This is a genomic window from Pseudomonas sp. P106(2024) (assembly GCF_057480815.1).
Map to the genome: position 1 here is coordinate 15,702 of NZ_JBLIYU010000003.1, position 24,883 is coordinate 40,584.

Consider the following 24,883-nt stretch of genomic DNA (forward strand, 5'->3'; position numbering starts at 1 on the left):
TTGACCTCGATTTATTTTCTCAAAAAAAGGGCTGCCTCTTGGCAGCCCTTTGGATGTTAATCCCAGCTCAACGCCCCACCAGTCTGATACTCAATAACCCGAGTCTCAAAGAAGTTCTTCTCCTTCTTCAAGTCCATGATCTCGCTCATCCAAGGGAACGGGTTAGTAGTCCCCGGATACTCTTCCTTCAACCCAATCTGGGTCAGTCGACGGTTGGCAATGAACTTGAGGTAGTCCTCCATCATCGCCGCATTCATGCCTAGCACGCCGCGTGGCATGGTGTCACGGGCGTATTCGATCTCCAGCTGGGTACCCTGCAGGATCATCTGGGTAGCCTCTTCCTTCATCGCGGCATCCCACAGGTGCGGGTTCTCGATCTTGATCTGGTTGATCACGTCGATGCCGAAGTTCAGGTGCATGGACTCGTCGCGCAGGATGTACTGGAACTGCTCGGCGACGCCGGTCATCTTGTTGCGGCGACCCATCGACAGGATCTGGGTGAAGCCGCAGTAGAAGAAGATGCCTTCCAGGACGCAGTAGTAGGCGATCAGGTTGCGCAGCAGCTCTTTGTCGGTCTCGACGGTGCCGGTGTTGAACTCCGGATCCGAGATGGCGCGGGTGTACTTCAGGCCCCAGGCTGCCTTTTTGGCGACCGACGGGATCTCGTGGTACATGTTGAAGATCTCGCCTTCATCCATGCCCAGCGACTCGATGCAGTACTGGTAGGCGTGGGTGTGGATCGCCTCTTCGAAGGCCTGGCGCAGGATGTACTGGCGGCACTCCGGGTTGGTGATCAGGCGGTATACGGCCAGGGCCAGGTTGTTGGCCACCAGGGAGTCGGCGGTGGAGAAGAAGCCGAGGTTGCGCATCACGATGCGGCGCTCGTCTTCGGTCAGGCCGTCCATGCTCTTCCACAGGGCGATGTCGGCGGTCATGTTGACCTCTTGCGGCATCCAGTGGTTGGCGCAGCCGTCGAGGTACTTCTGCCAGGCCCAGTCGTACTTGAACGGTACCAGCTGGTTGAGGTCGGCTCGGCAGTTGATCATGCGCTTTTCATCGACCGCGACACGGGCCGAGGAGCCTTCCAGCTCGGCCAGGCCTTCAGCGATATCCAGGGCGTCCAGCGCAGCCTTGGCGCGCTTGACGGCGTCGGAGTCGGCGGCGGTGGCGGCGCGAGCTTCCAGGGCGGCGGCACCGCCGGCGCTGTCGAGCTTGTCGAGGGTGGTGGCGGCTGCGGCCTGCGCGGGGGTGTTGCCTTTGGCGGCGACTTCACCGTCTTCTTTGTCGAATTCGTCCCAGCTCAGCATGGTCCTGGCTCCTGCTAGAGGGTTGCGCGGGGCAACCGGTTGGATTTTGAAGTGATGCCTGTACGGCGCTACGCCAACGGGCGCTGCGGCAGGCAGTGAGAGCGGGCTCTCGTCACGTTTGAAGGTGTTCGGGTCGGCGCCTGGCCTGCACTCGGGCGAGGGGGCAGGGCACCTGGAAGCTGTACGGCAACGATAAAACCTGCGGTGTGGCCCCGGGGGCTTGCTTCACGCAGTCGATCATTGGCTCATCCCTTTTTGGGGCCGCGAAGTATACCGGAAATCACTTTGGATCGGGGCGGCGCAGGGGGCGCAGGGCGGTAAATTTTCGACCTGCATTACGTGCTTCCGTTCACTGGATACCGGTGGTTCGTCACGGGGTAAGAGTCTAGCCCTAAATGGGATTAGATCCTATATGTAGTGTGATTTTTTTTGTTTGGCGCTACATATGGTGTTTTGATCTTGGTCAGGGCCTAGGGGGTGTATTGCCTGTAGGGGCCCTATCGCGGGGCAAGCCCGCTCCCACGTGCCGTTCCCACGCACCGCTCCCGCAGGGGGATGTCGGGGCGCAAAAAAATGCCGCCTCAGCCACCCGTGAGGGCGATTGAGGCGGCATGTTCAGCTCAGCGCTGCGAAGGCCTTATTGGCAGGCTTCGCAATCCGGCTCGTCGATGGCGCAGGCCTTCGGTACCGGGGCAGGGCCCGCGGCCTGGACCGGGGCGCTGTCGCCGCCGCTCGACACGGCGTTGAGCTTGCCGGTGTTGATGGTCGACTTCTCGGTGCTGGTCGCGGCCAGGGCACGGAGGTAGTAGGTGGTCTTCAGACCACGGTACCAGGCCATGCGGTAGGTCACGTCCAGTTTCTTGCCCGAGGCGCCGGCGATGTACAGGTTCAGCGACTGGGCCTGGTCGATCCACTTCTGGCGACGGGAGGCGGCATCGACGATCCACTTGGTCTCGACTTCGAACGCGGTGGCGTACAGGTCCTTCAGCTCTTGCGGGATACGCTCGATCTGCTGCACCGAACCGTCGTAGTACTTCAGGTCGTTGATCATCACCGAGTCCCACAGGCCGCGGGCTTTCAGGTCGCGGACCAGGTACGGGTTGATCACGGTGAATTCGCCCGACAGGTTCGATTTCACGTACAGGTTCTGGTAGGTCGGCTCGATGGACTGCGACACGCCGGTGATGTTGGCGATGGTCGCGGTCGGCGCGATGGCCATGATGTTCGAGTTACGAATACCTTTCTTGACGCGCTCGCGCACCGGTGCCCAGTCCAGGCTCTCGGTCAGGTCGACGTCGATGTACTTCTGGCCACGGGCCTCGATCAGGATCTGCTGGCTGTCCAGCGGCAGGATGCCCTTGGACCACAGCGAACCCTGGAAGGTCTCGTAGGCGCCGCGCTCGTCGGCCAGGTCGCAGGAAGCCTGGATCGCGTAGTAGCTGACCGCTTCCATCGACTTGTCGGCGAACTCGACGGCAGCGTCCGAACCGTACGGGATGTGCTGCAGGTACAGCGCGTCCTGGAAGCCCATGATCCCCAGGCCGACAGGGCGGTGCTTGAAGTTCGAGTTGCGCGCTTGCGGCACCGAGTAGTAGTTGATGTCGATCACGTTGTCGAGCATGCGCACGGCGGTGTTCACGGTGCGTTGCAGCTTGGCGGTGTCCAGCTTGCCATCGACGATGTGGTTCGGCAGGTTGATCGAGCCCAGGTTGCAGACCGCGATCTCGTCCTTGTTGGTGTTCAGGGTGATCTCGGTGCACAGGTTCGAGCTGTGGACCACGCCCACGTGCTGCTGCGGGCTGCGCAGGTTGCACGGGTCCTTGAAGGTCAGCCATGGGTGGCCGGTCTCGAACAGCATCGACAGCATCTTGCGCCACAGGTCTTTGGCCTGGATGGTCTTGAACACCTTGATCTTGTTGTACTCGGTCAGGGCTTCGTAGTACTCGTAGCGCTCTTCGAAGGCCTTGCCGGTCAGGTCGTGCAGATCAGGCACTTCCGACGGCGAGAACAGGGTCCACTTGCCGTCATCGAAGACGCGCTTCATGAACAGGTCAGGGATCCAGTTGGCGGTGTTCATGTCGTGGGTACGACGACGGTCATCACCGGTGTTCTTGCGCAGCTCGATGAATTCTTCGATGTCGAGGTGCCAGGTTTCCAGGTAGGCACACACGGCGCCCTTACGCTTGCCACCCTGGTTTACGGCGACGGCGGTGTCGTTGACCACTTTCAGGAACGGCACGACGCCTTGCGACTTGCCGTTGGTGCCCTTGATGTACGAGCCCAGCGCACGTACCGGGGTCCAGTCGTTGCCCAGGCCACCGGCGAATTTCGACAGCATGGCGTTGTCGTGGATCGCGTGGTAGATGCCCGACAGGTCGTCCGGCACGGTGGTCAGGTAGCAGCTGGACAGCTGCGGACGCAGGGTACCGGCGTTGAACAGGGTCGGGGTCGAGGCCATGTAGTCGAAGGACGACAACAGGTTGTAGAACTCGATCGCACGGGCTTCTTTATCTTTCTCTTCCAGCGCCAGGCCCATGGCCACACGCATGAAGAACACCTGCGGCAGCTCGAAGCGCACGCCATCCTTGTGGATGAAGTAGCGGTCGTACAGGGTCTGCAGGCCCAGGTAGGTGAACTGCTGGTCACGCTCGTGGTTGATCGCCTTGCCCATGCGCTCCAGGTCGTAGCCTTTCAGCGCCGGGTCGAGCAGTTCGAACTCGACGCCTTTCTCGACGTAGGCCGGCAGGGCCTTGGCGTACAGGTCGGCCATCTCGTGGTGGGTGGCGCTGTCGGCCACGCCCAGGAAGCCGAGGCCTTCGGCGCGCAGGGTGTCCATCAGCAGGCGGGCGGTGACGAACGAGTAGTTCGGCTCGCGCTCGACCAGGGTACGGGCGGTCATCACCAGGGCGGTGTTGACGTCTTTCAGGGCCACGCCGTCGTACAGGTTCTTCAGGGTTTCGCGCTGGATCAGCTCGCCATCGACTTCGGCCAGGCCTTCGCAGGCTTCGCTGATGATGGTGTTCAGGCGGGCCATGTCCAGAGGCGCCAGGCTGCCGTCGGCCAGGGTGATGCGGATGCTTGGGTGCGGCTCGACCACTGCGTCGGTGTTGGCGCGGGTGGCGCGCTCTTTGGCACGCTGGTCGCGGTAGATCACGTAGTCGCGGGCGACTTTCTGCTCGCCGGCGCGCATCAGGGCCAGTTCGACCTGGTCCTGGATTTCTTCGATGTGGATGGTGCCACCCGATGGCATGCGACGCTTGAACGTGGCGGTGACCTGCTCGGTCAGGCGCGCGACGGTGTCGTGGATGCGCGACGAGGCGGCGGCGGTGCCGCCTTCAACTGCGAGGAACGCCTTGGTGATGGCAACGGTGATCTTGTCGTCGGTGTAGGGGACGACAGTGCCGTTGCGCTTGATCACGCGCAGTTGGCCAGGCGCGGTGGCTGCCAGATCCTGATTGGAATCGGCGGCCTGCGGCGCTTTGCCCTGCGGGTTCTCGCGAGTTGTGTCGGTTTGCATGGGTGGGTGTCTCCACAGTTTCTAGTTTGTTCAGGCGCCTTGTTGGGGCGCCCACCGTTCCGTCCACTTGCTCGATGGCCCGGGCGGGGAGGCGTCATGCACGCGCATACGCCCGCTCGGGCTTACCGACTTCGGGACAGACTCAGGAATAAGGGGCAATAACCTGCCGCTCCCTGGCCGAAGTCAAAGGTTCTGGGCGTACCCAAAATCTGTTGCTGATGAGTGGCGAGGCCCTGCCTGCAACACTCATACCCGAACAAGGCCATCTGCGGCTTGCCTCGGTCGCCCTCCGCAGGAGCGGTTTGGCTGTTGGAATCACGTTAAGTTCAGTCGGTAAATTCGCTTGAATTTGCCAGGCGACTTGTGTTTGTGATTTTGCGCGAAACCCAATATCTAGTGGTTCGCTGCGACAGGGATACAAGATAATGCGGTCTTGGGGGCTTTGCAAGGTGAGCGTCTGTGGATAACTTGTGGGTACTTTGTGAGTGATCCGTGGGTATTCGCTGTAGGCCTTGTCCCAAGAGGTTTGCACTATTTTTTGGCTGTGCTACGTCGCCGCGCAGATTTTTTCGGGCGCGAACCCTATCACAAAAAACGGTTCAGTTATGGGACGTTCTGGGGTGGTTGGCAGGGGTGGGGGCGGGACGTAGTATCCGGGGCTGATGTTGCGCTTTGGTGAAGGTGGATTTTCGCTGGAATCAAAGGGTTGTACTGGCTTGCCCCGCGATGAGGCCGCTACAGCCAACAGCAAGGCCCGACAAAAACAGAAGAAGGGTAAGGCCATGGACCAGCCAATCAACCGCATCCTCATCGTCGAGGACGACCAGCGCCTCGCCGAGCTCACCGCCGAGTACCTCCAGGCCAATGGCTTCGAGGTGGCGGTGGAGGGCGACGGCGGCCGTGCCGCCCGGCGTATCATCGACAGCCAGCCGGACCTGGTGATCCTCGACCTGATGCTGCCCGGCGAGGACGGCCTGAGCATCTGCCGCCGGGTGCGCGGCCAGTACGCCGGCCCCATCCTCATGCTCACCGCCCGCAGCGACGAACTGGACCAGATCCAGGGCCTGGACCTGGGCGCCGACGACTATGTCTGCAAGCCGGTGCGCCCGCGCGTGCTGCTGGCGCGCATCAACGCCCTGCTGCGCCGCAGCGAGGCCCCGGAGCGACGACAGGAGCTGACGTTCGGCCCGCTGCATATAGACAGCCGCCAGCGCGAGGCGCGTCTGAGCGGCCAACTGATCGAGCTGACCGGCGCCGAGTTCGACCTGCTCTGGCTGCTGGCCAGCAACGCCGGGCGGGTGCTGTCCCGCGAGGAGATCTTCACCTCGCTGCGCGGCGTCGGCTACGACGGCCAGGACCGCTCCATCGATGTGCGCATTTCCAAGATCCGCCCCAAGATCGGCGACGACCCGATCACCCCGCGGCTGATCAAGACCCTGCGCAGCAAGGGCTACCTGTTCGTCGGCGAGGCGCCATGAACTCGATCTTCCTGCGCATCTATGGCGGCATGCTCGCGGTGCTGGTACTGGTAGCCGTGCTCGGCGTGCTGAGCCTGCACCTGGTCAACGAGATCCGTGCTGGCCAGCACCGCGAGCGTCTGGCCCAGGGCACCTTTAGCCTGATGGCCGACAACCTGGCGCAGCAGAACGCAGTGGAGCGCACCCGTTCGCTGGTGATCTGGGAGCGCCTGCTCGGCGTGCCGCTGGACCTGCAGCCGCTGTCGGCGTTCACCCTCGACGGTGGGCAGCGGGCGCGGCTGTACCGCGACCTGGTGGTGGTGGAGAAGACCGGCCCGCATGCCGCCCGGGTGTTGCGCCGGGTTGGTCACGAGGACCTGCTGCTGGTGGCCGAGGTCAAGCAGATCAGCGAGCAGTTGGCCCGCGCCACGCTTTACCTGTTGGCCGACGAACTGGTGCGCTATCCGGTGACCGAGCAGCAGGCGCGCCTGGCGCAGCTGCGCCAGAGCAAGGGCTTCGGCTTCGACATCGCCCTGCAGCGTATCGAGCGCGCCGCCCTGGACGACGACCAGCGCCGCCGGGTGGAGGAGGGCGACACGGTGATGGCCCTGGGCCGGGACGGAGATTCGATCCGCGTGTTCTCGGGGCTGTCCGGCTCGCCCTGGGTCCTGGAGATCGGCCCGCTGTACCAGCTCAACCCCTATCCGCCGCAGTTGCTGATCCTGATCGCCTTCCTCGGCCTGTGCCTGATCGGGCTGGTGGTTTACCTGCTGGTGCGTCAGCTGGAGCGGCGCGTGTCGGGCCTGGAGGTGGCGGCCACGCGCATCGCCCAGGGCAGTCTCGACACCCGCGTGCCGGCGGGCGATGCCGACTCGGTGGGGCGTCTGGCCGAGGCCTTCAACGGCATGGCCGAACACCTGCAGCGTTCATTGACCATGCAGCGCGAGCTGGTGCGGGCGGTGTCCCACGAATTGCGCACGCCGGTGGCGCGGCTGCGCTTCGGCCTGGAGATGATCGAGAGCGCCGGCAGCGACGAGGCCCGGGCCAAGCACCTGGCGGGCATGGACGGCGATATCCAGGACCTGGACAAGCTGGTCGACGAGATGCTGACCTACGCCCGCCTGGAGCAGGGCGCGCCGGCCCTGCATTTCCAGGTGGTGGACTTGGACGAACTGCTGGCGCGGGTGATCGAGGAGCTGGCGCCGCTGCGGGCCGAAGTGCGGGTGGTACGCGGAGTGTGCCACGGGCTCGACGGTGGCGACGCCCGCGTCGAGGCCGAACCGCGCTACCTGCACCGGGCCTTGCAGAACCTGGTGCGCAATGCCATGCGCCATGCCGAATCGCAAGTGCGCCTGAGCTATCAGATCGGCCAGCAGCGTTGCCGCATCGATGTGGAGGATGACGGCCCCGGGATTCCCGAAGGGGTGTGGCACCGCATCTTCACCCCGTTCACCCGCCTCGACGACAGCCGTACCCGGGCTTCGGGCGGGCATGGGCTGGGGCTGTCGATCGTGCGGCGGATCATCTACTGGCACGGCGGCCGTGCCCTGGTCGGGCACAGCGAGCAGCTGGGCGGAGCGTGTTTCAGCCTGAGCTGGCCGCGTGAGCAGCCGCGCGACTAGACGCTGATCAGGCTGAGCAGATGGCCGTCCTGCAGGCGGAACTGGCCATCGAGCTCGACGCCGTGGTGCCACTCGGCCGACAGGTCGGTGAGCAGGCGCAGGCGGGCATGCCCGTCGGCGGACCAGGCCAGCAGTTCGGCGTGTTCGAAATAGAAGCGCTGTTTGGTGAGCGGGTAGAGGGTCTTGAACAGACTTTCCTTGAGCGAGAAGGTCAGGGTCACGGCCAGGGCCTGCTGGCTACGGTCCAAACGCTCCAGTTCGGCGGGGGTGAGGATCTCCCCGGCCAGGCGTTCGGCGCGCTCTTCGCTGAGCAGGTTTTCCTGGTCCAGGCCCAGGCCACGACAGTGGCCGTCGGCGGCGACAACCGCGGCGGCCCAGCCTTGGCCGTGGGTGATCGAGCCACGGATGTCGGCGGGCCAGATCGGTGAGCGGTCCTCGTGGGTGGCCGGTACATAATCGCGGCCATCCAGGCGTTGCAGTGCCTCGCGGGCGCAGACCCGACCGGCCAGGTACTCGGCCTGGCGCTTGGCCACCGAGCGTTGCAGGCTGGCGGTCTGCTCGATGCCGGCGCGCAGGAAGTCGTCGGCGGCCAGGCGGCCCGGGTCGAAGGCGCAGCTGACCAGCACCGCGCCGGGGATCGGGCGGGGCAGGGGCCAGTGGTGCTGGAGCGGGGCGCAGCAGGTGGGGAGTCTGTTCATGGTCGGTATTGTGCCAGTCGCGATAGCTGGCGCAAATCACCGGAACGTCATCGCGGGGCAAGCCCGCTCCCACGAATGGCGTTGTTTTCCGGCGTGGGAGCGGGCTTGCCCCGCGATGGGCCCTTCAGTCAAACGCGCTCTTCAAGAACGCCTGCATATCCTTCCAAGAGCTCTCGTCAGCCGCCTTGTCATAGCCGATATCCGGTCCGCCATGCTCGCCATGGCTCAACCGATCCGCATCCGGGTTGGTAAACCCATGCTTGGCCCCCGGAATCCCGACGAACTGGTAGTCGGCCTTGGCCGCATCCATCTCTGCCTTGAACGCCGCCACCTGCTCCGGGGTGACCATGCTGTCGGCCTCGCCGTGCTCCACCAGGATCTTCGCCCGGATCACCCCCGGCTTGGCCGGCGTCTGGGTCACCAGCGCGCCATGGAAGCTCACCACGCCATCGAGCTTCTCGCCCCGGCGCGCCGCATCCAGCACCACCTTGCCGCCAAAGCAGTAACCGATGGCCGCCAATTGGTGCTTGTTGGTGTTGGGCTGGATCTTCAATAGCTCAAGCCCGGCGTCGAAGCGCCGGGCAGCGGCTTTCGGATCCTTCATCGCCGCCGCCATGAACGCCTGGGCGTCGGCCGGGTGCTCGGTGTTCTTGCCGTCGCCATACATATCGATGGCCAGGGCGTTGTAGCCCAGCGCCGCGAGGTCGCGGGCGCGGCGTTTGGCGTAGTCGTTCAGCCCCCACCATTCGTGCACCACCACCACGCCCGGGCGCTTGCCCTCGAGGGCGTCGTCGTAGGCGTAGTAGCCGATCAGGCGGTTGCCGTCGGCATCCTGGTAGGGAATCTCGCGGGTCTGCACCGCCGCCTGGGCAAGGCTGGCGCTGCACAACAAGGCCAGGGCAAGCAGGGTACGCATGGTCGAGCTCCTTGTTCGGTTCGTTCAGCCAAGGTTCAGGCCGGGTTCAGCAGGGGTTCAGGGCGCCCTCCCTACTCTAGCCCCCAGACAGCAACAACGCATCCAACCCGGAGTAACTGAACCATGAAAACCCTCAACACCCTGATTGCCGCCATGGCGGTTTGCGCAGCCGGCCTCACCAGCGTTGCCCAGGCCGATGACAACTTCGCCAGCCTGACCTACGGCCAGACCAGCGACAAAGTGCGCAAGTCCGGCCTGCTGCAACGCAACACCGACGGCCTGAACGCCGACGGCATCATCGGCAAGGACAGCACCTGGGGCGCGCGCCTGGGCAAGATCAACGACCAGGGCCGCTACTACGTGACCTACGACAACGTCTCGGGCGACCACAGCGGCGTCAAGCTGCGCCAGGAGAACCTGCTGGGCAGTTACGACCTGTTCCTGCCGGTGGGGGATACCACCAAGCTGTTCGGCGGCGGCAGCCTGGGCATGACCAAGCTGACCCAGGATTCGCCGGGCGCCCGCCGCGACACCGACTACGGTTACGCCGTCGGCCTGCAGGCCGGTGTGATCCAGGAAGTGACCGACAACACCTCGGTGGAGCTGGGCTACCGTTACCTGCGCAGCAACGCCGCCACCGAGATCGGCGCCCACGGCGGGCCGAAGGACGGTACCCTGCGCCTGACCAGCAGCGCGCAGACCTACCTGGCGGCTACCTACAAGTTCTGAGGTCGCTGTTATCCTGTGCAGGCCTTTTCGCGGGTAAACCCGCGAAAAGGCCTGCACAGGGCATTCCCATAGAAGGAGATCCGCATGAAATTGCTGGTGGTCGAGGACGAGGCGCTGCTGCGTCATCACCTGTTCACCCGCCTGGGCGAAGGCGGTCACGTGGTGCAGGCGGTGGCCAACGCGGAGGAAGCCTTGTACCAGGCCGAGCAGTACAACCACGACCTGGCGGTGATCGACCTGGGCCTGCCGGGCATGAGCGGGCTGGACCTGATCCGCCAACTGCGCAGCCTCGGCCAGACCTTCCCGATCCTCATCCTCACCGCCCGCGGCAACTGGCAGGACAAGGTCGAAGGCCTGGCCGCCGGCGCCGACGACTATGTGGTCAAACCGTTCCAGTTCGAAGAGCTGGAAGCCCGCCTGAACGCCTTGCTGCGCCGCTCCAGCGGCTTCACCCAGTCGACCATTGCCGCCGGGCCCTTGGTGCTCGACCTCAACCGCAAGCAGGCGACCCTGGACGAGCAGCCCTTGGCGCTGACCGCCTACGAATACCGCATCCTCGAGTACCTCATGCGCCATCACCAGCAGGTGGTGGCCAAGGACCGGCTGATGGAGCAGCTGTACCCGGACGACGAGGAGCGCGACCCGAACGTCATCGAGGTGCTGGTCGGCCGCCTGCGCCGCAAACTCGAGGGCGACAACGGCTTCAAGCCGATCGACACCGTGCGTGGCCTGGGCTACCTGTTCACTGAGCGCTGCCGATGATTCGTTCGCTGCGGGTGCGCCTGATGCTGGCGGCGGCCTTGCTGGCGCTGCTGTTCATGCTGGCGCTGCTGCCGGCATTGCAGAAGGCCTTCAGCCTGGCGTTGCAGGAATCGATCGAGCAGCGCCTGGCCTCGGATGTGACCACCCTGATCTCGGCCGCGCGCATCGAGCGTGGCCAGTTGCAGATGCCGGCACTGCTGCCTGACGAGCGCTACAACCTGCCCTACACCGGCCTGCTCGGCTATATCTTCGACCGCCAGGGCACGCTGGTGTGGCAGTCGCGGGCCACCCGTAACCGCAATATCAACTACCACCCCCGCTATGACGGGCGCGGCAACGAGTTCGCCCGTATCCATCAGGACGACGGCGACGAATTCTTCGTCTATGACGTCGAGGTCAAGCTGCTCGGCGGCAAGAGCGCGGCGTTCAGCATCGTCGCCCTGCAGCCGGTACGCGAATACCAGGACACCCTCAATGGCCTGCGCGAGAAACTCTACCTGGGCTTCGGCGCGGCGCTGCTGGCGCTGATGGTGCTGCTCTGGGCTGGCCTGACCTGGGGCCTGCGTTCATTGCGCCGGCTCAGCTCCGAGCTGGACGACGTGGAGAGCGGAGCGCGGGATGGCCTCAGCCGCGAGCACCCACGCGAGCTGCTGCGCCTGACCGGTTCGCTCAACCGCCTGCTGCGCAGCGAGCGCGAGCAGCGCCAGCGCTACCGCGACTCGCTCGACGACCTGGCCCACAGCCTCAAGACCCCGCTGGCGGTGCTGCAGGGCGTTGGCGAGAGCATGGAGCAGGGCGACCGCGAACAGGCGCGGGTGTTGCAAAGCCAGATCGAGCGCATGAGCCAGCAGATCGACTACCAGTTGCAGCGCGCCAGTCTGCGCAAGAGCGGCCTGGTGAAGTACCAGGTCGAGCTCAAACCATTGCTCGACAGCCTGTGCAGCACTTTGGCCAAGGTCTATCGCGACAAGCGCGTCGAGGTCAGTCTCGACATCCCGGCCCTGGCGCGGGTACCGATGGAGCAGGGCGCCTTGCTTGAGCTCTTGGGAAACTTGCTGGAAAACGCCTACCGGTTGTGCCTGGGGCAGGTGCGGGTGAGCCTGCGTCAGTCGCCGGGGCTGCTGGAGCTGTGCGTCGAGGACGACGGGCCGGGCGTGCCACCGGATCAACGCGAGCGGATTCTCGAGCGCGGCGAGCGGCTGGACCGCCAGCACCCGGGGCAGGGGATCGGGCTGGCGGTGGTCAAGGACATCATCGACAGCTATGACGCCGAGCTAAGCCTGGGCGATTCGGCGTTGGGCGGGGCTGCGTTCCGCATCGCTTTCCGGCTCGATTGATTCTGCCTTTCCAGTGCAGGGGGCGGTGCGTGAGAGCGGGCTAGCCCCGCGATACCGGTGAAGCCGGTGCCATCCGGCGCGGTCCTGATCGCGGGGCAAGCCCGCTCCCACCGGGTAGTACCACTGGATACCTCCGAGGCGGATTCCCGCCAACCTACCCTGTACGATTTCCGCCATCGGGCGGAAATCCGCCATTTCCTACCGGCTTTTGCGCCCCGTCCCGGGGCATTCACACCCTGTAATCATTGGCTGTGCACCTCAAGCGGGCACTTTGGCATCGCCCTTGCTATTCAGCTGGCAGAGGCCTGCCCAGGCACTCGCCCACAACGACAAATCCCTCCGGGTACAGGAGGGTTCGCGATTCAGGTGCCCCGACATCCTGGGAAGGATGCGCCGGCCCACTTGAGGAAAAACTAGCCATGACGACTCGTCAGCCGCTGTACAAATCGCTGTATGTCCAGGTGATCGTCGCCATCACCATCGGTATTCTGCTCGGCCACTACTACCCGGAAACCGGTGTAGCCCTCAAACCCTTGGGTGACGGCTTCGTCAAGCTGATCAAGATGGTCATTGCCCCGATCATCTTCTGCACCGTGGTCAGTGGCATCGCCGGCATGCAGAGCATGAAGTCGGTCGGCAAGACCGGCGGTTACGCGCTGCTGTACTTCGAGATCGTCTCCACCATCGCCCTGATCATCGGCCTGGTCGTGGTCAACGTGGTCCAGCCGGGCGCCGGCATGCACGTCGACGTCAGCACCCTGAACGCCAGCAGCGTGGCCGCCTACGCCGCCGCCGGCGCGCAGCAGACCACCGTGGGCTTCCTGCTCAACGTCATCCCCAACACCGTGGTCGGCGCCTTCGCCAACGGCGACATCCTGCAAGTGCTGATGTTCTCGGTGCTGTTCGGCTTCGCCCTGCACCGCCTGGGCAGCTACGGCAAGCCTGTGCTCGACCTGATCGATCGCTTTGCCCATGTGATGTTCAACATCATCAACATGATCATGAAGCTGGCCCCGATCGGCGCCTTCGGTGCCATGGCCTTCACCATCGGCCAATACGGCGTGGGCTCGCTGGTGCAGCTGGGCTACCTGATGGCCTGCTTCTACATCACCTGCGTGCTGTTCATCCTGGTGGTGCTGGGCGGTATTTGCCGCGCCCACGGTTTCAGCGTGATCAAGCTGATCCGCTACATCCGTGAAGAACTGCTGATCGTGCTGGGCACCTCGTCGTCCGAATCGGCCCTGCCGCGCATGCTGGCCAAGATGGAGCGCCTGGGCGCGAAGAAATCCGTGGTTGGCCTGGTGATCCCGACCGGCTATTCGTTCAACCTGGACGGCACCTCGATCTACCTGACCATGGCTGCGGTGTTCATCGCCCAGGCCACCGACACCACCATGGACATCACCCACCAGATCACCCTGCTGCTGGTGCTGCTGGTGGCCTCCAAAGGTGCCGCGGGCGTCACCGGTTCCGGCTTCATCGTGCTGGCCGCGACCCTGTCGGCTGTCGGCCACCTGCCGGTGGCGGGCCTGGCGCTGATCCTGGGTATCGACCGCTTCATGTCCGAGGCCCGCGCCCTGACCAACCTGATCGGCAACGCCGTGGCCACCGTGGTCGTGGCCAAGTGGGTCAAGGAGCTGGACACCGACACCCTGCAGGCGGAACTGGCGTCCGGTGGCTCGCCCCTGGTCGACACCCGTCCGACCGACGACCTGGGCGTGGCCGAAGGTCCGGCGCGTTGATCGACGTGTGAAATGCAAAAAGGCGACCTTCGGGTCGCTTTTTTGTGCCAACTGGCAGAATGCCCGGGATAGTACGCCTACCCCTGTGGGGGCGTTCGGCCCGGCATCTACTCGACCCGGGTCTCGCCGCTGTACACCAGGATCCCCCGACACCGCCGGCACAGGTACCTGCGCCCCTGGCGCACCAGCTTGTGCCGCTGGGCGGTGAACGGAAAGTCGCTCTCCGGGCACGGACAGCGGTAGATGTAGCGCGTCGCCACCCGCCGCTGCACTTCATAGTTGTGGCAACGGTTCGGCGGCAGCTCGTACACCCCGCGCATGATCAACTGCCACTCCTCGCCATGGGCCTGGATGCGGTCACCGAACAGCTGGTGGGCCACCAGATGGGCGACCTCGTGGGCCACGGTCTGGCGCAGGAAGTCTTCCTGGTTCTCGCGGTACAGCTGCAGGTTGAAGCGCAGCAGGTTCTCGTGCAAGTGGGCGACACCGGCTTTCTGGCCGCGCAGCCTGAAGCTGACCTGCGGGCGCGGAAAAGGGCGTTTGAAGAAGGTTTCGGCTTGCTGGTAACAGGTTTCGACGCGTTGTCTGAGCAGCTCGGGCATGGCGGGATGGTTCTCCTGACCGGGTATTATGCCGCAGGCTCAGGCTGGCTGCCGAGCCGCCGGTCAGGCACACGAAACGAAGCCGCCTTGCGGCGGCCTCGGGTGATGCCCCAGTGCTGGTTAGATCTGATAGGTATGCGTCAGTTGGTGTAGACGGGCCCCACGCCCAGTCCCCAGATGATCACGGTCGCCGCCATGATCGCCACCAGTACCACCAGGCCCACCGCCAGCACGGAGCTGGAGAACAGGAAGCCTTCATCCGACGGTATGTTCATGAACGTCGGCAAGCCGACATACAACAGGTACACGGTGTAGCAGATGGCCGCCGTGCCGATCAGCATGCCCAGCCACAAGTGCGGGTACAGCGCCGCGAGTCCGCCGATGAACAGCGGGGTGGCGGTGTAGGTGGCGAAGGCGATGCACTGCGCCATGCTCGGGTTGGCGTCGTAGGTGCGCGCCATCCAGTGGATGAAGGCGCCCATCACCGCGACCCCGGCGAGCATCGCCAGGTACGACATGATGCTCATCCACAGCGCGCTTTCCATGGTCAGCATCACCGCCGGCCGTTCGCCGATCACCCAGCCGACCTGGGTGGTGCCGATGAACGCCGAGACGGCGGGGATCGCCGCCAGGATCAGGGTATGCGTCAGGTACATGTGGCTGATGCTTTCTTCCTCGCCACGGATCTCCCGCCACTCCTGGTCAGGGTGGGTGAACAGCCCAACAACGTGATGAATCATACGGGTCACTCCTATCGTCGTTGCCAAACGCCCCCCGGATGGAGCGCCTATGGCCCGAGGCCAGGACACCAAGTGCTGCGCCAATGTGGCCTTATGTCGCAGTATAGGAAGCCGTTCCCCGCATAAAACCGCGTTTTTAGAGCAAATCGCGCTGTCAGGCGCGGTGCTGATTCCCTTGAAGTCTTTATCGGATTCACCTACTGCACCGTGCGGTTTGTGCGTAAAATAGCCGGCTTTTGTCACACCTCGCGGATCCAAGCGCTATGGGCACCCTCTCGGTCAACCAGAACAAACTGCAAAAACGCCTGCGTCGTCTCGCCGGCGAAGCCATCACCGACTACAACATGATCGAGGATGGCGACAAGGTCATGGTCTGCCTGTCCGGCGGCAAGGACAGCTACACCATGCTCGACGTTCTGTTGCACCTGCAGAAGGTGGCGCCGATCAAGTTCGACATCGTCGCGGTGAACATGGACCAGAAGCAGCCGGGCTTTCCCGAGCACGTGCTGCCGGCCTACCTCAAGGAACTGGGCGTCGAGTACCACATCGTCGAGAAGGATACCTACTCGGTGGTCAAGGAACTGGTGCCCGAGGGCAAGACCACCTGCTCGCTGTGCTCGCGCCTGCGTCGCGGCACCCTGTACACCTTCGCCGACGAGATCGGCGCGACCAAGATGGCCCTGGGTCACCACCGCGACGACATCGTCGAGACCTTCTTCCTCAACATGTTCTTCAACGGCGCGCTCAAGGGCATGCCGCCGAAGCTGCGCGCCGACGACGGCCGCAACGTGGTGATCCGCCCGCTGGCCTACTGCAGCGAGAAGGACATCCAGGCCTATTCGGACATGAAGGAATTCCCGATCATCCCATGCAACCTGTGCGGCTCGCAGGAAAACCTGCAGCGCCAGGTGGTCAAGGACATGCTGGTGGAGTGGGAGCGCAAGCACCCGGGCCGTACCGAGAGCATCTTCCGCGCCTTGCAGAACGTTGCGCCGTCGCAGCTGGCCGACCGCAACCTGTTCGACTTCACCAGCCTGAAGATCGACGAAAGCGCCACCCCGCGTTTCCTCGACGTGCTGAACATTTGAGCCCATGCGCGACTATCAGTGGTTGCATGAGTACTGCCTGAACCGCTTCGGTTCGGCCCAGGCGCTGGAAGCCTTCCTGCCGCAGCCGCGCACGCCCGCGCAGTTGCGCGACATCCCTGACGACCGCTACCTGTCGACCCTGGCCCTGCGCGTATTCCGCGCCGGGCTCAAGCACAGCCTGGTGGACGCCAAGTGGCCGGCGTTCGAGCAGGTGTTCTTCGGTTTCGATCCGGAAAAGGTGGTGCTGATGGGCGCCGAGCACCTGGAGCGGTTGATGCACGACGAGCGCATCATCCGCCACCTGGGCAAGCTCAAGAGCGTGCCGCGCAATGCGCAGATGGTGCTGGACGTGGTTAAGGAGAAGGGCAGTTTCGGCGCGTTCATCGCCGACTGGCCAGCGACCGATATCGTCGGGCTGTGGAAGTACCTGGCCAAGCATGGCAACCAGCTGGGCGGGCTGTCGGCGCAGCGGTTCCTGCGGATGGTCGGCAAGGATACCTTCATTCCCACCGACGATATGGCGGCGGCGCTGATCGCGCAGAAGATCATCGACAAGCCGCCGACCAGTCAGCGTGACCTGGCGCTGGTGCAGCAGGCGTTCAACCAGTGGCATGCCGAGAGCGGGCGGCCGTTGTGCCAGTTGTCGGTGATGCTGGCGCATACCGTCAACCACTGAGATCGCTGGGGCTGCAAAGCAGCCCCGGAATCAGCTTCCTTCGCCGGCCATGCGCCGCTCGAACTGAAACTTCCAGCGCACATACAGTAGCCCGGCCACGAACAACCCCAGGCTCACCAGCACCTCGACCCAGCCGAACAGCGCCCGCGCCGGATCGAACGCCGCCAGCACGCCCTTGATGAAGTAGATGTTCACCACGAAGCAGGTCCAGGCATGTGCCCGGGCGCTGCCCATCAGCATGCCCGGCAGCAGCAGCAGCAGGGGGATCAGCTCGATGGCCATGATCACCTCGACCCGCGCCCCGTGCAGGTCGGCGAACCACAGGTTGTTCACCACCAGCAGGGCGATCAGGCCGAAGAAGCAGGCCAGGCTCAGGGCGCGGGTCAAGCGCACCCGTGGGGCCAGCCAGTCCAGTGGCGGCAAGACCTTGGGCTTTCTAGCCACGTTCGCCACCCAGGGCCTTGGCCGTCTTCGCCAGGCGCTGTCCGAGCGCGCGGCACAGGGCGATCTCGTGTTGGTCCAGCTCACGCTTGCCGTCGGCGCCGGCATGGTGGCTGGCGCCGTACGGCGTGCCGCCGCCACGGGTCTCCAGCAGCGCCGATTCGCTGTAGGGCAGGCCGGTGACCAGCATGCCGTGGTGCATCAGCGGCAGCAGCATCGACAGCAGGGTAGTCTCCTGGCCGCCATGCAGGCTGGCGGTGGAGGTGAACACCGCCGCCGGCTTGCCCACCAGCTCGCCACCCAGCCACAGGCTGCTGGTGCCGTCGAGGAAGTACTTGAGCGGCGCGGCCATGTTGCCGAAGCGGGTCGGGCTGCCCATGGCCAGGCCCGAGCAGTGGCGCAGGTCGTCGAGGGTGGCGTACAGCGCGCCGCTGGCGGGGATGTCCGGGGCCACGGCTTCGCACTCGGTGGAGATCGCCGGCACGGTGCGCAGGCGCGCCTCCAGGCCGGCCATCTCGACGCCGCGGGCAATATGCCGGGCCATCTCGCTGGTCGAGCCGTGGCGGCTGTAGTACAGCACCAGGATGTAGGGTTCGCTCACGGCAGGATCTCCAGGACCTTCTCCGGTGGGCGGCCGACCACGGCCTTGTCACCGGCCACCAGGATCGGCCGCTCGATCAGCTTGGGATGCTCGACCATCGCCTTGATCAGTTGGTCGTCGCTCAGGGCTGGGTTGGCCAGCTCCAGGGCCTTGTATTCGTCTTCGCCGGTGCGCAGCAGCTGGCGCGCGTTGATGCCCAGCTTGCCAAGCAGCTGTTCGAGGGTGGCGGCGTCTGGCGGGGTTTCGAGGTAGCGCACGACGTTCGGCGTCAGGCCGCGTGCCTCGAGCAGTTCCAGGGCGCCGCGGGATTTCGAGCAGCGCGGGTTATGATAGAGGGTCAGATCGGTCATGACGGGTCGCATCCAGCTGGGTGTGGCGGCTATTCTAACCGCAGCGACCGACTTCAATGCTTGAAAACTTCGAGAAGGATTGACCCATGGCAAGGCGTTTGGCAGCTGCACTGGCCATCACCGCGAGCCTGTTGCTCGGCGGCTGCGGTGCGGACTACGGCGTGGACCAGCACGGCAACACGGTAAAGGCCGAACAGATCGACGGGCACTGGCTGGTGCTCAACTACTGGGCCGAATGGTGCGGCCCGTGCCGCACGGAAATCCCTGAACTCAATGCCGCTGCCAAGCAGTGGGAGGCCCAGGGCATTCGCGTGGTGGGGGTGAACTTCGATGGGCTGCAAGGGCCGGACCTGAAAGCCGCCGCCGATACCTTGGGCATCGGTTTCACCGTGCTGGCCCAGGACCCGGCCGAGCGTTACGAGCTGCCGCGCAGCGAGGCGCTGCCGGTGACCTACATCATCGACGACAAGGGCAAGGTGCGTGAGCAACTGATGGGCGAGCAGACGCTCGAAGGGCTGCAGGCGAAGATCAAGGCTTTGAAAGGCGGCGCCTGATCGATCTTGGGGCTGCTTCGCAGCCCTTTCGCGACACAAGGCCGCTCCCACAGGAGAATGCGCTGCCCTGTGGGAGCGGCCTTGTGTCGCGAAAGGGCCGCGCAGCGGCCCCAGGTAGCTCAACCTTCCTCAGGCCAGAACCGCAGTGGCTTGCCTTCAACCGGCCAGAAACGGATCTGCTCGATCGGCGACACATCCCAGCGCTGCACCGTTTCCAGCGCCTGCAGGAAGCGTTTTTCCTGCTCCATCAGCGCCGGCGCGCACAGCTTGCGGGTCTTGCCAACCTTGCCGAAACTGATGCGCTCGCCCTCCAGCGTGTAGGGCGCGAACCAGTGGTTGCAGCCGCCGTTGCCGTAGGCGCGACCATCGCTGGCCAGGGTCAGCGTCAGGTGGCTGTAGTCGATCAGCGGGCGCTCACCAATCCACTCCAGCACGTAGCTCTGCTCCTGCTGCAGCTTCGAGGGTTGTGCGGCGCAGCCTATCAGGCCGCAGGCGATCAGCGCGCCGGTCAGCAGCTGTTTCACTCAACCACGCTCCCGGCACTGTGGGCACAGGTGCTTGTCGCCCTTGCTCGCCCAGCCCAGTTCCTGGATGCGCGCGCTGGCGGCCGGGGCCTGGCCCTTCTTGCCTAGCTTGGCGTCGTTGGCGAACTCGAAGTCCAGCACCGCGTCGCAGCTGTCGCACTTGACCTGCCAGTTGAGGATCTCAAGCTCGTTGAACGCCGGGCCCTGGGCCACGGCGACCCACTGGCCGTGCGGGTTGATCAGGTGGCGCACGGTCTCGACGGTCAGTCGCATGGACAGGTCCTTGCTGCCCTTGAGGGTGACCAGCAGGACGTCGCCTTTTTGGATCGAGCCGCCGTTGCCGGTGACCTGGTAGCGGCCCGGCACCAGTGCGCGGCACTCGATCAGGGTGTGTTGCGGGTTGAAAAGGGTGTAGCGGAAATCGTGTTCGACCATGGGTCCTCCAAAATTGCCGCGTATCCTAGCATCAACCGTTTACAAGATTGTGCGGATTGCCTGCCGCCCAGCGGTTGATGTTGTCCAGGGTGGTCGCGGCGATGGCGTCCAGGGCCTCGCGGGTAAGGAAGGCCTGGTGGGCGGTGACGATCACGTTGGGGAAGGTCAGCAGGCGTGCCAGCACGTCGTCCTGCAGCGGCAGGTCGGAGCGGTCCTCGAAGAACAGCTGTGCCTCCTCTTCATACACATCCAGCCCCAAGTAGCCGAGCTGGCCGCTCTTGAGCGCGTCGATCAGCGCCGGGGTATCGACCAGCGCGCCGCGGCCGGTGTTGATCAGCATGGCGCCGGGCTGCAGCTGGGCCAGGCTCCGGGCGTTGATCAGGTGGCGGGTGTGCTCGGTCAGCGGGCAGTGCAGGCTGATGATGCGTGCCTGGCGCAGCAGCTCGGGCAGCTCAAGGTAGCGCGCGCCGAGGGCGACCAGCTCGGGGTTGGGATAAGGGTCGTAGGCCAGCAACTGGCAGCCGAAGCCGGCCATGATGCGGGCGAAGGCGGTGCCGATCTGGCCGGTGCCAACCACGCCGACGGTCTTGCCGTGCAGGTCGAAGCCGGTCAGTCCGTGGAGGGTGAAATCGCCCTCGCGAGTGCGGTTGTAGGCCCGGTGCAAACGGCGGTTGAGGGCCAGGATCAGGGCCACGGCGTGCTCGGCGACGGCGTGGGGCGAATAGGCCGGGACGCGGACCACGGTCAGGCCAAGGCGCTGTGCCGCAGCCAGGTCGACATGGTTGTAGCCGGCCGAGCGCAGGGCGATCAGGCGCGTGCCGCCGGCGGCCAGGCGTTCCAGCACCGGGGCGTCGAGCTCGTCGTTGATGAAGGCGCAGACCACCTCGAAACCCTGGGCCAGCGGCGCGGTGTCGAGAGTCAGGCGGGCGGGCTGGTAGTGCAGCTCCAGGGGGCCCGCGCTGGCGGCGCGGGTGAAGCTTTCCTGGTCGTAGTGCTGGCTGCTGAACAACAGAGCGCGCATGGTTGGGGTCCTGTCTGAAATGCCACCAGTCTAGCCAAATGGTTGGCCTGGGCGTTGACCTGTGTCGCCTACGCGCTCTGGCGCGCCTGTTCGGCCAAGCGGTTGATGGCCTGGTCCAGTTCGTCCAAGGCCTGCAATGCCTGGGGGCTATCCTGCTTGAGCAAGGTCTCGCTGCGCTGGCAGGCCGCCCGCAACTGCGGCACGCCGCAATAGCGCGAGGCACCGTTTAGCCGGTGCACGCGCTCGATCATCGCTGTGCGGTCGGCGGCTTTGCGCGCGGCCCGGATGGCTTCGCGGTCGGATTCCAGCGAGGCCAGCAGCATGGCCAGCATGTCCGCCGCCAAGTCCGCCTTGCCGGCAGCCAGACGCAGGCCTTCCTCCGGGTCGAGCACCTTCAGCTCGCTGCTGTCGGCCAGGCGTTCGCTGGCGCGTTCCGGTGGCGGCGCGCCCAGGCTCAGGCCGGTCCACTTCATCACCACCTGGGCCAGCTGGCGCTCGCTGATCGGCTTGGTCAGGTAGTCGTCCATGCCGCTGTGCAGCAGGGCGCGCTTTTCGTTGGCCATGGCGTGGGCGGTGAGGGCCACGATCGGCAGGGGCGGGCCGCTCTGGCTGCTTTCCCACTGGCGGATCTGCTCGGTGCAGGCGCGGCCATCCATGCCGGGCATCTGCACATCCATCAGCACCAGGTCGAACGGTTCGTCCTGCACGGCCTGTACCGCGCCGTAGCCATTGTCCACCGCCAGCACCTCGGCGCCCATGCCTTCGAGCAGGGTCTGCACCAGCAGCAGGTTGGCCGGGTTGTCGTCGACGCAGAGGATTTTCGGCATGCGCTGGCCCGTGTGGTTGCGCTGCTCGCACACCGGGCGGCGCGGTTGCACCAGTTCTAGCAGCAGGCGGCGCAGCTTGCGGGTGCAGGTCGGCTTGGCCAGCAATTGGCCGTGGGCGTTGGGCAGGTAGGGGTGGTAGAGCGGCTGTTCGGTGGTCGGGCAGAGCACCACGCACTGGCAGCCTAGGCGCTCAAGCTGCTGGTGGTAATGGCCCAGCTGTTCCGGCGACAGGCTGCCCAGGTTGACCCCGAGCACGGCGAACTCGAAGGGTTGTCCGGCCTGGCTGGCGGCCTGCGCGCCTTGCAGCAGTTGGTCGCAGGACGCGAACACGCTGACCGCCAGGCCGCAGTCCTCCAGTTGGTGTTCCAGCGCCTGTCGTGCCAAGTCGTGGCTGTCGACGATGGCCACGCGGCGGCCGAGCAGGGCCTGGGCGGGCTGCTCCTCGGCGTCGTCGTGAGCCTTGGGCAGGTTGAGGCTGATCCAGAACTGCGAGCCTTCGCCGGGCGTGCTGTCGACACCGATCTCGCCACCCATCTGCTCGATCAGGCGCTTGGAGATCACCAGCCCCAGGCCGGTACCGCCGGGCTGGCGCGACAACGAGTTGTCGGCCTGGCTGAAGGCCTGGAACAGGGTGCGCACATCCTGGGGCGAGAGGCCGATGCCGGTGTCCTGAACGCTAATGCGCAGTTGCACGCTGTCTTCCTGCTCGTCCTCAAGCATGGCGCGTACGACGATGGTGCCTTCGCGGGTAAACTTGATGGCGTTACTCACCAGGTTGGTGAGGATCTGCTTGAGCCGCAGCGGGTCGCCCACCAGCGACAGCGGCGTGTCGCGGTAGACCAGGCTGAGCAGCTCCAGCTGCTTGGCGTGGGCGGCCGGGGCAAGGATGGTCAGGGTGTCCTGAATCAGGTCGCGCAGGTTCAGCGGGATGCTATCGAGCACCAGCTTGCCGGCCTCGATCTTGGAGAAGTCTAGGATCTCGTTGATGATCCCCAGCAGGTTGTCGGCGGACTTCTCGATGGTGCCGAGGTAGTCAAGCTGGCGCGGGGTCAGCTCGCTCTTCTGCAACAGGTGGGTGAAGCCGAGGATGCCGTTGAGCGGGGTACGGATCTCATGGCTCATGTTGGCGAGGAACTCGGACTTGATCCGGCTGGCCTCCAGGGCCTCCTTGCGCGCCATGTCCAGCTCGATGTTCTGGATCTCGATGGTCTCCAGATTCTGGCGCACATCCTCGGTGGCTTGGTCGATGCTGTGCTGCAGTTCTTCGTGGGCGCTGTGCAGGGTCTCGGCCATGCGGTTGATGCCGGCGGCCAGCTCGTCGAGTTCATGGCTGCCCATGGCCGGCAGGCGTTCGTCCAGGTGCCCGTCCTTGAGCTGGTTGACCGCGTGCTTGATGCGGTTGATCGGGTTGTTGATGGTACGGCTCATGCGCAGGGCCAGCAGCGCGGTAAGGCTCAGGCAGGCGAGGATCAGCAGCAGGCTGGTGAACAGGTTGCGGTAGCCGCGCAGCAAGGTGCCGTCGTGGGACAGTTCGATCTCCACCCAGCCGAGCAGGCGCTCGGCCTCGGCGGGAACGGCGTCGGTGGCCAGGTCGCGGTGATGGCCGAACACTGGCATCAGGTAGCGGGTGGCGTCGTTGCCGGTGCGTTGCAGCAGTTGCGTGCCGGTGCCGCCGCTGGGCGGCTGGTTGAGCATGCTCGGACCTGCGTGGGCCAGGCGCGTGCGGTCGGCGGCGAGGAACGCCACGGCGCGCACATCGGCCTGCTCCAACGCCTGGGTGGCGATACGCTCCAGTTGCGCCGGGGCCTGGCGGGCGAGGGCCGGTGCCGCCAGGGGTGCCAGTTGCTCGGCGATCATCTTGCCGCGCTGCAGCAGTTGCGTACGCAGGTCGTTCTGTTGCAGCCAGGTGAAGTAACTGCCCAGCACCAGGGCCATCAGGCTGGCGGGCAGCAAGGCCAGCAGCAGGACGCGGCTGCGGATTCCCAAACGGTCGAGCACACCTGTCTCCTGTCATGTGCTGTTAAAGGCGCAGTTCGCGCATCAGCGGGAACGTTACTCTGCGCTGAGGGGGAATGCACAGGATTTGTAATGGTTTTTGCTTTTCTCAGATGGCAGTGCCGGTGCGACCGCTCTGACCTCGCGCCAGTCGGGCGACGGTTGCCTTGTTCGGACCGCTTGTCCAATAATCGCGCAATTGAGAATTGATGGCAGTTGCCAATGCATCCTGAAGCTATTCGCGCGACCAACATCCTCGCCATCGAGGACGACCCCGTGCTGGGCGCCTACCTGCACGACGAGCTGCAGCGCGGCGGCTTCCAGGTGACCTGGTGCCGCGATGCCCTCGAAGGCCTGGAGGCGGCGGGCCGGCAGGTGTTCGACTTGGTGCTGATGGACATCCTGCTGCCCGGCCTCAACGGCCTGGACGCCCTGGTCAGCCTGCGTCGGTGCAGCGCCACGCCGGTGATCCTGATGTCGGCGCTGGGCGCCGAGGGCGACCGCATCAGCGGCTTCGAGCGCGGCGCGGACGACTACCTGCCCAAGCCGTTCAGCTTTGCCGAGCTGCGCGTGCGAATCGAGGCGATCCTGCGTCGGGTGGCCTTCGAGCGACGCGCTCGGGCGCCGCGGGAGGCGGACACCGGGCAGCTGCATTTCGACGAGCAGACCACCGATGTCAGCTTCGCCGGAGCCCGTGCCGGTCTGACTCCCAGTGAATACCGCCTGCTCGACACCCTGCACCGCAGCCAGGATGAGGTGCTGAGCAAGCCCTTCCTCTACCAGCACGTCCTGCAGCGCGGTTACTCGCGGCATGACCGCAGCCTGGACATGCACGTCAGCCAGATCCGCCGCAAGCTCAAGGCCATCGGCTACCACGAGCGGCAGGTGCGTACCGTGTGGGGCAAAGGCTATGTGTTCGGCGTGGGCGAGGCCGACTGAACC

General features: G+C 65.0%; 23 protein-coding genes. 10 read left to right on the forward strand and 13 right to left on the reverse strand.

The annotated features are described in order from the left end of the window. Positions 1–56: 56 nt before the first annotated feature. Together AC25M7_RS06205 and AC25M7_RS06210 are read right to left on the reverse strand one after the other, a co-directional pair. Positions 57–1,307, reverse strand: a complete 1,251-nt coding sequence (locus AC25M7_RS06205; protein ID WP_050704266.1) for a ribonucleotide-diphosphate reductase subunit beta — start codon at positions 1,305–1,307, stop codon at positions 57–59. A gap of 637 nt (positions 1,308–1,944) precedes the next feature. After that, complete coding sequence (locus AC25M7_RS06210; RefSeq protein ID WP_062363798.1) at positions 1,945–4,824, reverse strand: ribonucleoside-diphosphate reductase subunit alpha; 2,880 nt, start codon at positions 4,822–4,824, stop codon at positions 1,945–1,947. Between the two features lie 782 nt (positions 4,825–5,606). Here AC25M7_RS06210 and AC25M7_RS06215 point away from each other — a divergent pair. After that, positions 5,607–6,302, forward strand: a complete 696-nt coding sequence (locus AC25M7_RS06215) for a response regulator (RefSeq protein WP_028690938.1) — start codon at positions 5,607–5,609, stop codon at positions 6,300–6,302. Next, the gene (locus AC25M7_RS06220; protein ID WP_062573114.1) at positions 6,299–7,903 is read left to right on the forward strand and encodes an ATP-binding protein; all 1,605 of its coding nucleotides are present in this window, start codon (positions 6,299–6,301) and stop codon (positions 7,901–7,903) included. Before AC25M7_RS06215 ends, AC25M7_RS06220 begins: the two co-directional genes overlap by 4 nt. Here AC25M7_RS06220 and AC25M7_RS06225 read toward each other — a convergent pair. Together AC25M7_RS06225 and AC25M7_RS06230 are read right to left on the reverse strand one after the other, a co-directional pair. Continuing rightward, positions 7,900–8,601 carry a 4'-phosphopantetheinyl transferase family protein gene (locus AC25M7_RS06225; protein ID WP_207851694.1) on the reverse strand — a complete coding sequence of 234 codons (702 nt, stop codon included), beginning with the start codon at positions 8,599–8,601 and terminating at the stop codon, positions 7,900–7,902. The two genes, AC25M7_RS06220 and AC25M7_RS06225, sit on opposite strands and share 4 nt — an antisense overlap. A 124-nt stretch (positions 8,602–8,725) precedes the next feature. After that, the gene (locus tag AC25M7_RS06230) at positions 8,726–9,517 is read right to left on the reverse strand and encodes a dienelactone hydrolase family protein (protein WP_207851692.1); all 792 of its coding nucleotides are present in this window, start codon (positions 9,515–9,517) and stop codon (positions 8,726–8,728) included. Positions 9,518–9,640: 123 nt separating this feature from the next. On the opposite strand from AC25M7_RS06230, the gene AC25M7_RS06235 reads away from it, so the two are divergent. From AC25M7_RS06235 to AC25M7_RS06250, 4 genes are all read left to right on the forward strand, one after another. Then, entirely contained in the window at positions 9,641–10,246 is a 606-nt protein-coding gene (locus AC25M7_RS06235; protein ID WP_028690934.1) for an outer membrane protein, read from the forward strand. Between the two features lie 84 nt (positions 10,247–10,330). Then, complete coding sequence (locus AC25M7_RS06240) at positions 10,331–11,008, forward strand: response regulator (protein WP_028690933.1); 678 nt, start codon at positions 10,331–10,333, stop codon at positions 11,006–11,008. Next, positions 11,005–12,345, forward strand: a complete 1,341-nt coding sequence (locus AC25M7_RS06245; RefSeq protein WP_028690932.1) for an ATP-binding protein — start codon at positions 11,005–11,007, stop codon at positions 12,343–12,345. Before AC25M7_RS06240 ends, AC25M7_RS06245 begins: the two co-directional genes overlap by 4 nt. Positions 12,346–12,764: 419 nt before the next feature. After that, complete coding sequence (locus AC25M7_RS06250; RefSeq protein ID WP_028690931.1) at positions 12,765–14,087, forward strand: dicarboxylate/amino acid:cation symporter; 1,323 nt, start codon at positions 12,765–12,767, stop codon at positions 14,085–14,087. A 107-nt stretch (positions 14,088–14,194) separates the two neighbouring features. On the opposite strand, the gene AC25M7_RS06255 is transcribed toward AC25M7_RS06250, so the two are convergent. Both AC25M7_RS06255 and AC25M7_RS06260 read right to left on the reverse strand, forming a co-directional pair. Beyond that, positions 14,195–14,689, reverse strand: a complete 495-nt coding sequence (locus tag AC25M7_RS06255; protein WP_486970850.1) for a SprT family zinc-dependent metalloprotease — start codon at positions 14,687–14,689, stop codon at positions 14,195–14,197. 140 nt (positions 14,690–14,829) lie between these two features. Then, on the reverse strand, positions 14,830–15,429 hold the full coding sequence (locus tag AC25M7_RS06260) for a Yip1 family protein (RefSeq protein WP_028690929.1): 600 nt from the start codon (positions 15,427–15,429) through the stop codon (positions 14,830–14,832). A gap of 263 nt (positions 15,430–15,692) precedes the next feature. Between AC25M7_RS06260 and ttcA the strand changes: the two genes are divergently transcribed. Together ttcA and AC25M7_RS06270 are read left to right on the forward strand one after the other, a co-directional pair. After that, the gene (ttcA, locus tag AC25M7_RS06265) at positions 15,693–16,517 is read left to right on the forward strand and encodes a tRNA 2-thiocytidine(32) synthetase TtcA (RefSeq protein WP_011532643.1); all 825 of its coding nucleotides are present in this window, start codon (positions 15,693–15,695) and stop codon (positions 16,515–16,517) included. A gap of 4 nt (positions 16,518–16,521) precedes the next feature. After that, positions 16,522–17,193, forward strand: coding sequence for a DNA-3-methyladenine glycosylase I (locus AC25M7_RS06270; protein ID WP_486970851.1), 672 nt, complete (start codon positions 16,522–16,524; stop codon positions 17,191–17,193). 30 nt (positions 17,194–17,223) lie between these two features. Here the strand turns inward: AC25M7_RS06270 and AC25M7_RS06275 are convergent, their stop codons facing one another. From AC25M7_RS06275 to arsC, 3 genes are read right to left on the reverse strand one after another with little or no spacing between them, the layout of a single operon-like run. After that, positions 17,224–17,637, reverse strand: coding sequence for a DUF2069 domain-containing protein (locus AC25M7_RS06275; RefSeq protein WP_028690927.1), 414 nt, complete (start codon positions 17,635–17,637; stop codon positions 17,224–17,226). Beyond that, entirely contained in the window at positions 17,630–18,235 is a 606-nt protein-coding gene (gene wrbA, locus AC25M7_RS06280) for an NAD(P)H:quinone oxidoreductase (protein ID WP_486970852.1), read from the reverse strand. The genes AC25M7_RS06275 and wrbA overlap by 8 nt, the downstream gene beginning before the upstream one ends. Beyond that, positions 18,232–18,585, reverse strand: a complete 354-nt coding sequence (gene arsC / locus AC25M7_RS06285) for an arsenate reductase (glutaredoxin) (RefSeq protein ID WP_028690925.1) — start codon at positions 18,583–18,585, stop codon at positions 18,232–18,234. Before arsC ends, wrbA begins: the two co-directional genes overlap by 4 nt. A gap of 86 nt (positions 18,586–18,671) precedes the next feature. On the opposite strand from arsC, the gene AC25M7_RS06290 reads away from it, so the two are divergent. Further along, the gene (locus tag AC25M7_RS06290) at positions 18,672–19,139 is read left to right on the forward strand and encodes a TlpA disulfide reductase family protein (protein ID WP_062363789.1); all 468 of its coding nucleotides are present in this window, start codon (positions 18,672–18,674) and stop codon (positions 19,137–19,139) included. A 119-nt stretch (positions 19,140–19,258) separates the two neighbouring features. Here the strand turns inward: AC25M7_RS06290 and AC25M7_RS06295 are convergent, their stop codons facing one another. From AC25M7_RS06295 to AC25M7_RS06310, 4 genes are all read right to left on the reverse strand, one after another. After that, complete coding sequence (locus AC25M7_RS06295) at positions 19,259–19,663, reverse strand: META domain-containing protein (RefSeq protein WP_062363787.1); 405 nt, start codon at positions 19,661–19,663, stop codon at positions 19,259–19,261. Further along, the gene (locus AC25M7_RS06300) at positions 19,664–20,098 is read right to left on the reverse strand and encodes a hypothetical protein (RefSeq protein WP_028690922.1); all 435 of its coding nucleotides are present in this window, start codon (positions 20,096–20,098) and stop codon (positions 19,664–19,666) included. A 31-nt stretch (positions 20,099–20,129) separates the two neighbouring features. After that, on the reverse strand, positions 20,130–21,119 hold the full coding sequence (locus tag AC25M7_RS06305) for a 2-hydroxyacid dehydrogenase (RefSeq protein WP_486970853.1): 990 nt from the start codon (positions 21,117–21,119) through the stop codon (positions 20,130–20,132). A gap of 68 nt (positions 21,120–21,187) precedes the next feature. Further along, complete coding sequence (locus AC25M7_RS06310; protein WP_062363783.1) at positions 21,188–23,944, reverse strand: response regulator; 2,757 nt, start codon at positions 23,942–23,944, stop codon at positions 21,188–21,190. A 219-nt stretch (positions 23,945–24,163) separates the two neighbouring features. Between AC25M7_RS06310 and AC25M7_RS06315 the strand changes: the two genes are divergently transcribed. After that, positions 24,164–24,880 (forward strand): response regulator transcription factor, encoded by a 717-nt coding sequence (locus tag AC25M7_RS06315; protein WP_062363781.1) that lies wholly within the window; start codon positions 24,164–24,166, stop codon positions 24,878–24,880. Positions 24,881–24,883 lie beyond the last annotated feature (3 nt).

What these genes read in the sequence shown, in the direction of transcription:
- AC25M7_RS06205 (WP_050704266.1), bottom strand. Translation starts at nt 1,307, where the DNA reads ATGCTGAGCTGGGACGAATTCGACAAAGAAGACGGTGAAGTCGCCGCC.
- AC25M7_RS06210 (WP_062363798.1), bottom strand. Translation starts at nt 4,824, where the DNA reads ATGCAAACCGACACAACTCGCGAGAACCCGCAGGGCAAAGCGCCGCAG.
- AC25M7_RS06215 (WP_028690938.1), top strand. Translation starts at nt 5,607, where the DNA reads ATGGACCAGCCAATCAACCGCATCCTCATCGTCGAGGACGACCAGCGC.
- AC25M7_RS06220 (WP_062573114.1), top strand. Translation starts at nt 6,299, where the DNA reads ATGAACTCGATCTTCCTGCGCATCTATGGCGGCATGCTCGCGGTGCTG.
- AC25M7_RS06225 (WP_207851694.1), bottom strand. Translation starts at nt 8,601, where the DNA reads ATGAACAGACTCCCCACCTGCTGCGCCCCGCTCCAGCACCACTGGCCC.
- AC25M7_RS06230 (WP_207851692.1), bottom strand. Translation starts at nt 9,517, where the DNA reads ATGCGTACCCTGCTTGCCCTGGCCTTGTTGTGCAGCGCCAGCCTTGCC.
- AC25M7_RS06235 (WP_028690934.1), top strand. Translation starts at nt 9,641, where the DNA reads ATGAAAACCCTCAACACCCTGATTGCCGCCATGGCGGTTTGCGCAGCC.
- AC25M7_RS06240 (WP_028690933.1), top strand. Translation starts at nt 10,331, where the DNA reads ATGAAATTGCTGGTGGTCGAGGACGAGGCGCTGCTGCGTCATCACCTG.
- AC25M7_RS06245 (WP_028690932.1), top strand. Translation starts at nt 11,005, where the DNA reads ATGATTCGTTCGCTGCGGGTGCGCCTGATGCTGGCGGCGGCCTTGCTG.
- AC25M7_RS06250 (WP_028690931.1), top strand. Translation starts at nt 12,765, where the DNA reads ATGACGACTCGTCAGCCGCTGTACAAATCGCTGTATGTCCAGGTGATC.
- AC25M7_RS06255 (WP_486970850.1), bottom strand. Translation starts at nt 14,689, where the DNA reads ATGCCCGAGCTGCTCAGACAACGCGTCGAAACCTGTTACCAGCAAGCC.
- AC25M7_RS06260 (WP_028690929.1), bottom strand. Translation starts at nt 15,429, where the DNA reads ATGATTCATCACGTTGTTGGGCTGTTCACCCACCCTGACCAGGAGTGG.
- ttcA (WP_011532643.1), top strand. Translation starts at nt 15,693, where the DNA reads ATGGGCACCCTCTCGGTCAACCAGAACAAACTGCAAAAACGCCTGCGT.
- AC25M7_RS06270 (WP_486970851.1), top strand. Translation starts at nt 16,522, where the DNA reads ATGCGCGACTATCAGTGGTTGCATGAGTACTGCCTGAACCGCTTCGGT.
- arsC (WP_028690925.1), bottom strand. Translation starts at nt 18,585, where the DNA reads ATGACCGATCTGACCCTCTATCATAACCCGCGCTGCTCGAAATCCCGC.
- AC25M7_RS06290 (WP_062363789.1), top strand. Translation starts at nt 18,672, where the DNA reads ATGGCAAGGCGTTTGGCAGCTGCACTGGCCATCACCGCGAGCCTGTTG.
- AC25M7_RS06300 (WP_028690922.1), bottom strand. Translation starts at nt 20,098, where the DNA reads ATGGTCGAACACGATTTCCGCTACACCCTTTTCAACCCGCAACACACC.
- AC25M7_RS06305 (WP_486970853.1), bottom strand. Translation starts at nt 21,119, where the DNA reads ATGCGCGCTCTGTTGTTCAGCAGCCAGCACTACGACCAGGAAAGCTTC.
- AC25M7_RS06315 (WP_062363781.1), top strand. Translation starts at nt 24,164, where the DNA reads ATGCATCCTGAAGCTATTCGCGCGACCAACATCCTCGCCATCGAGGAC.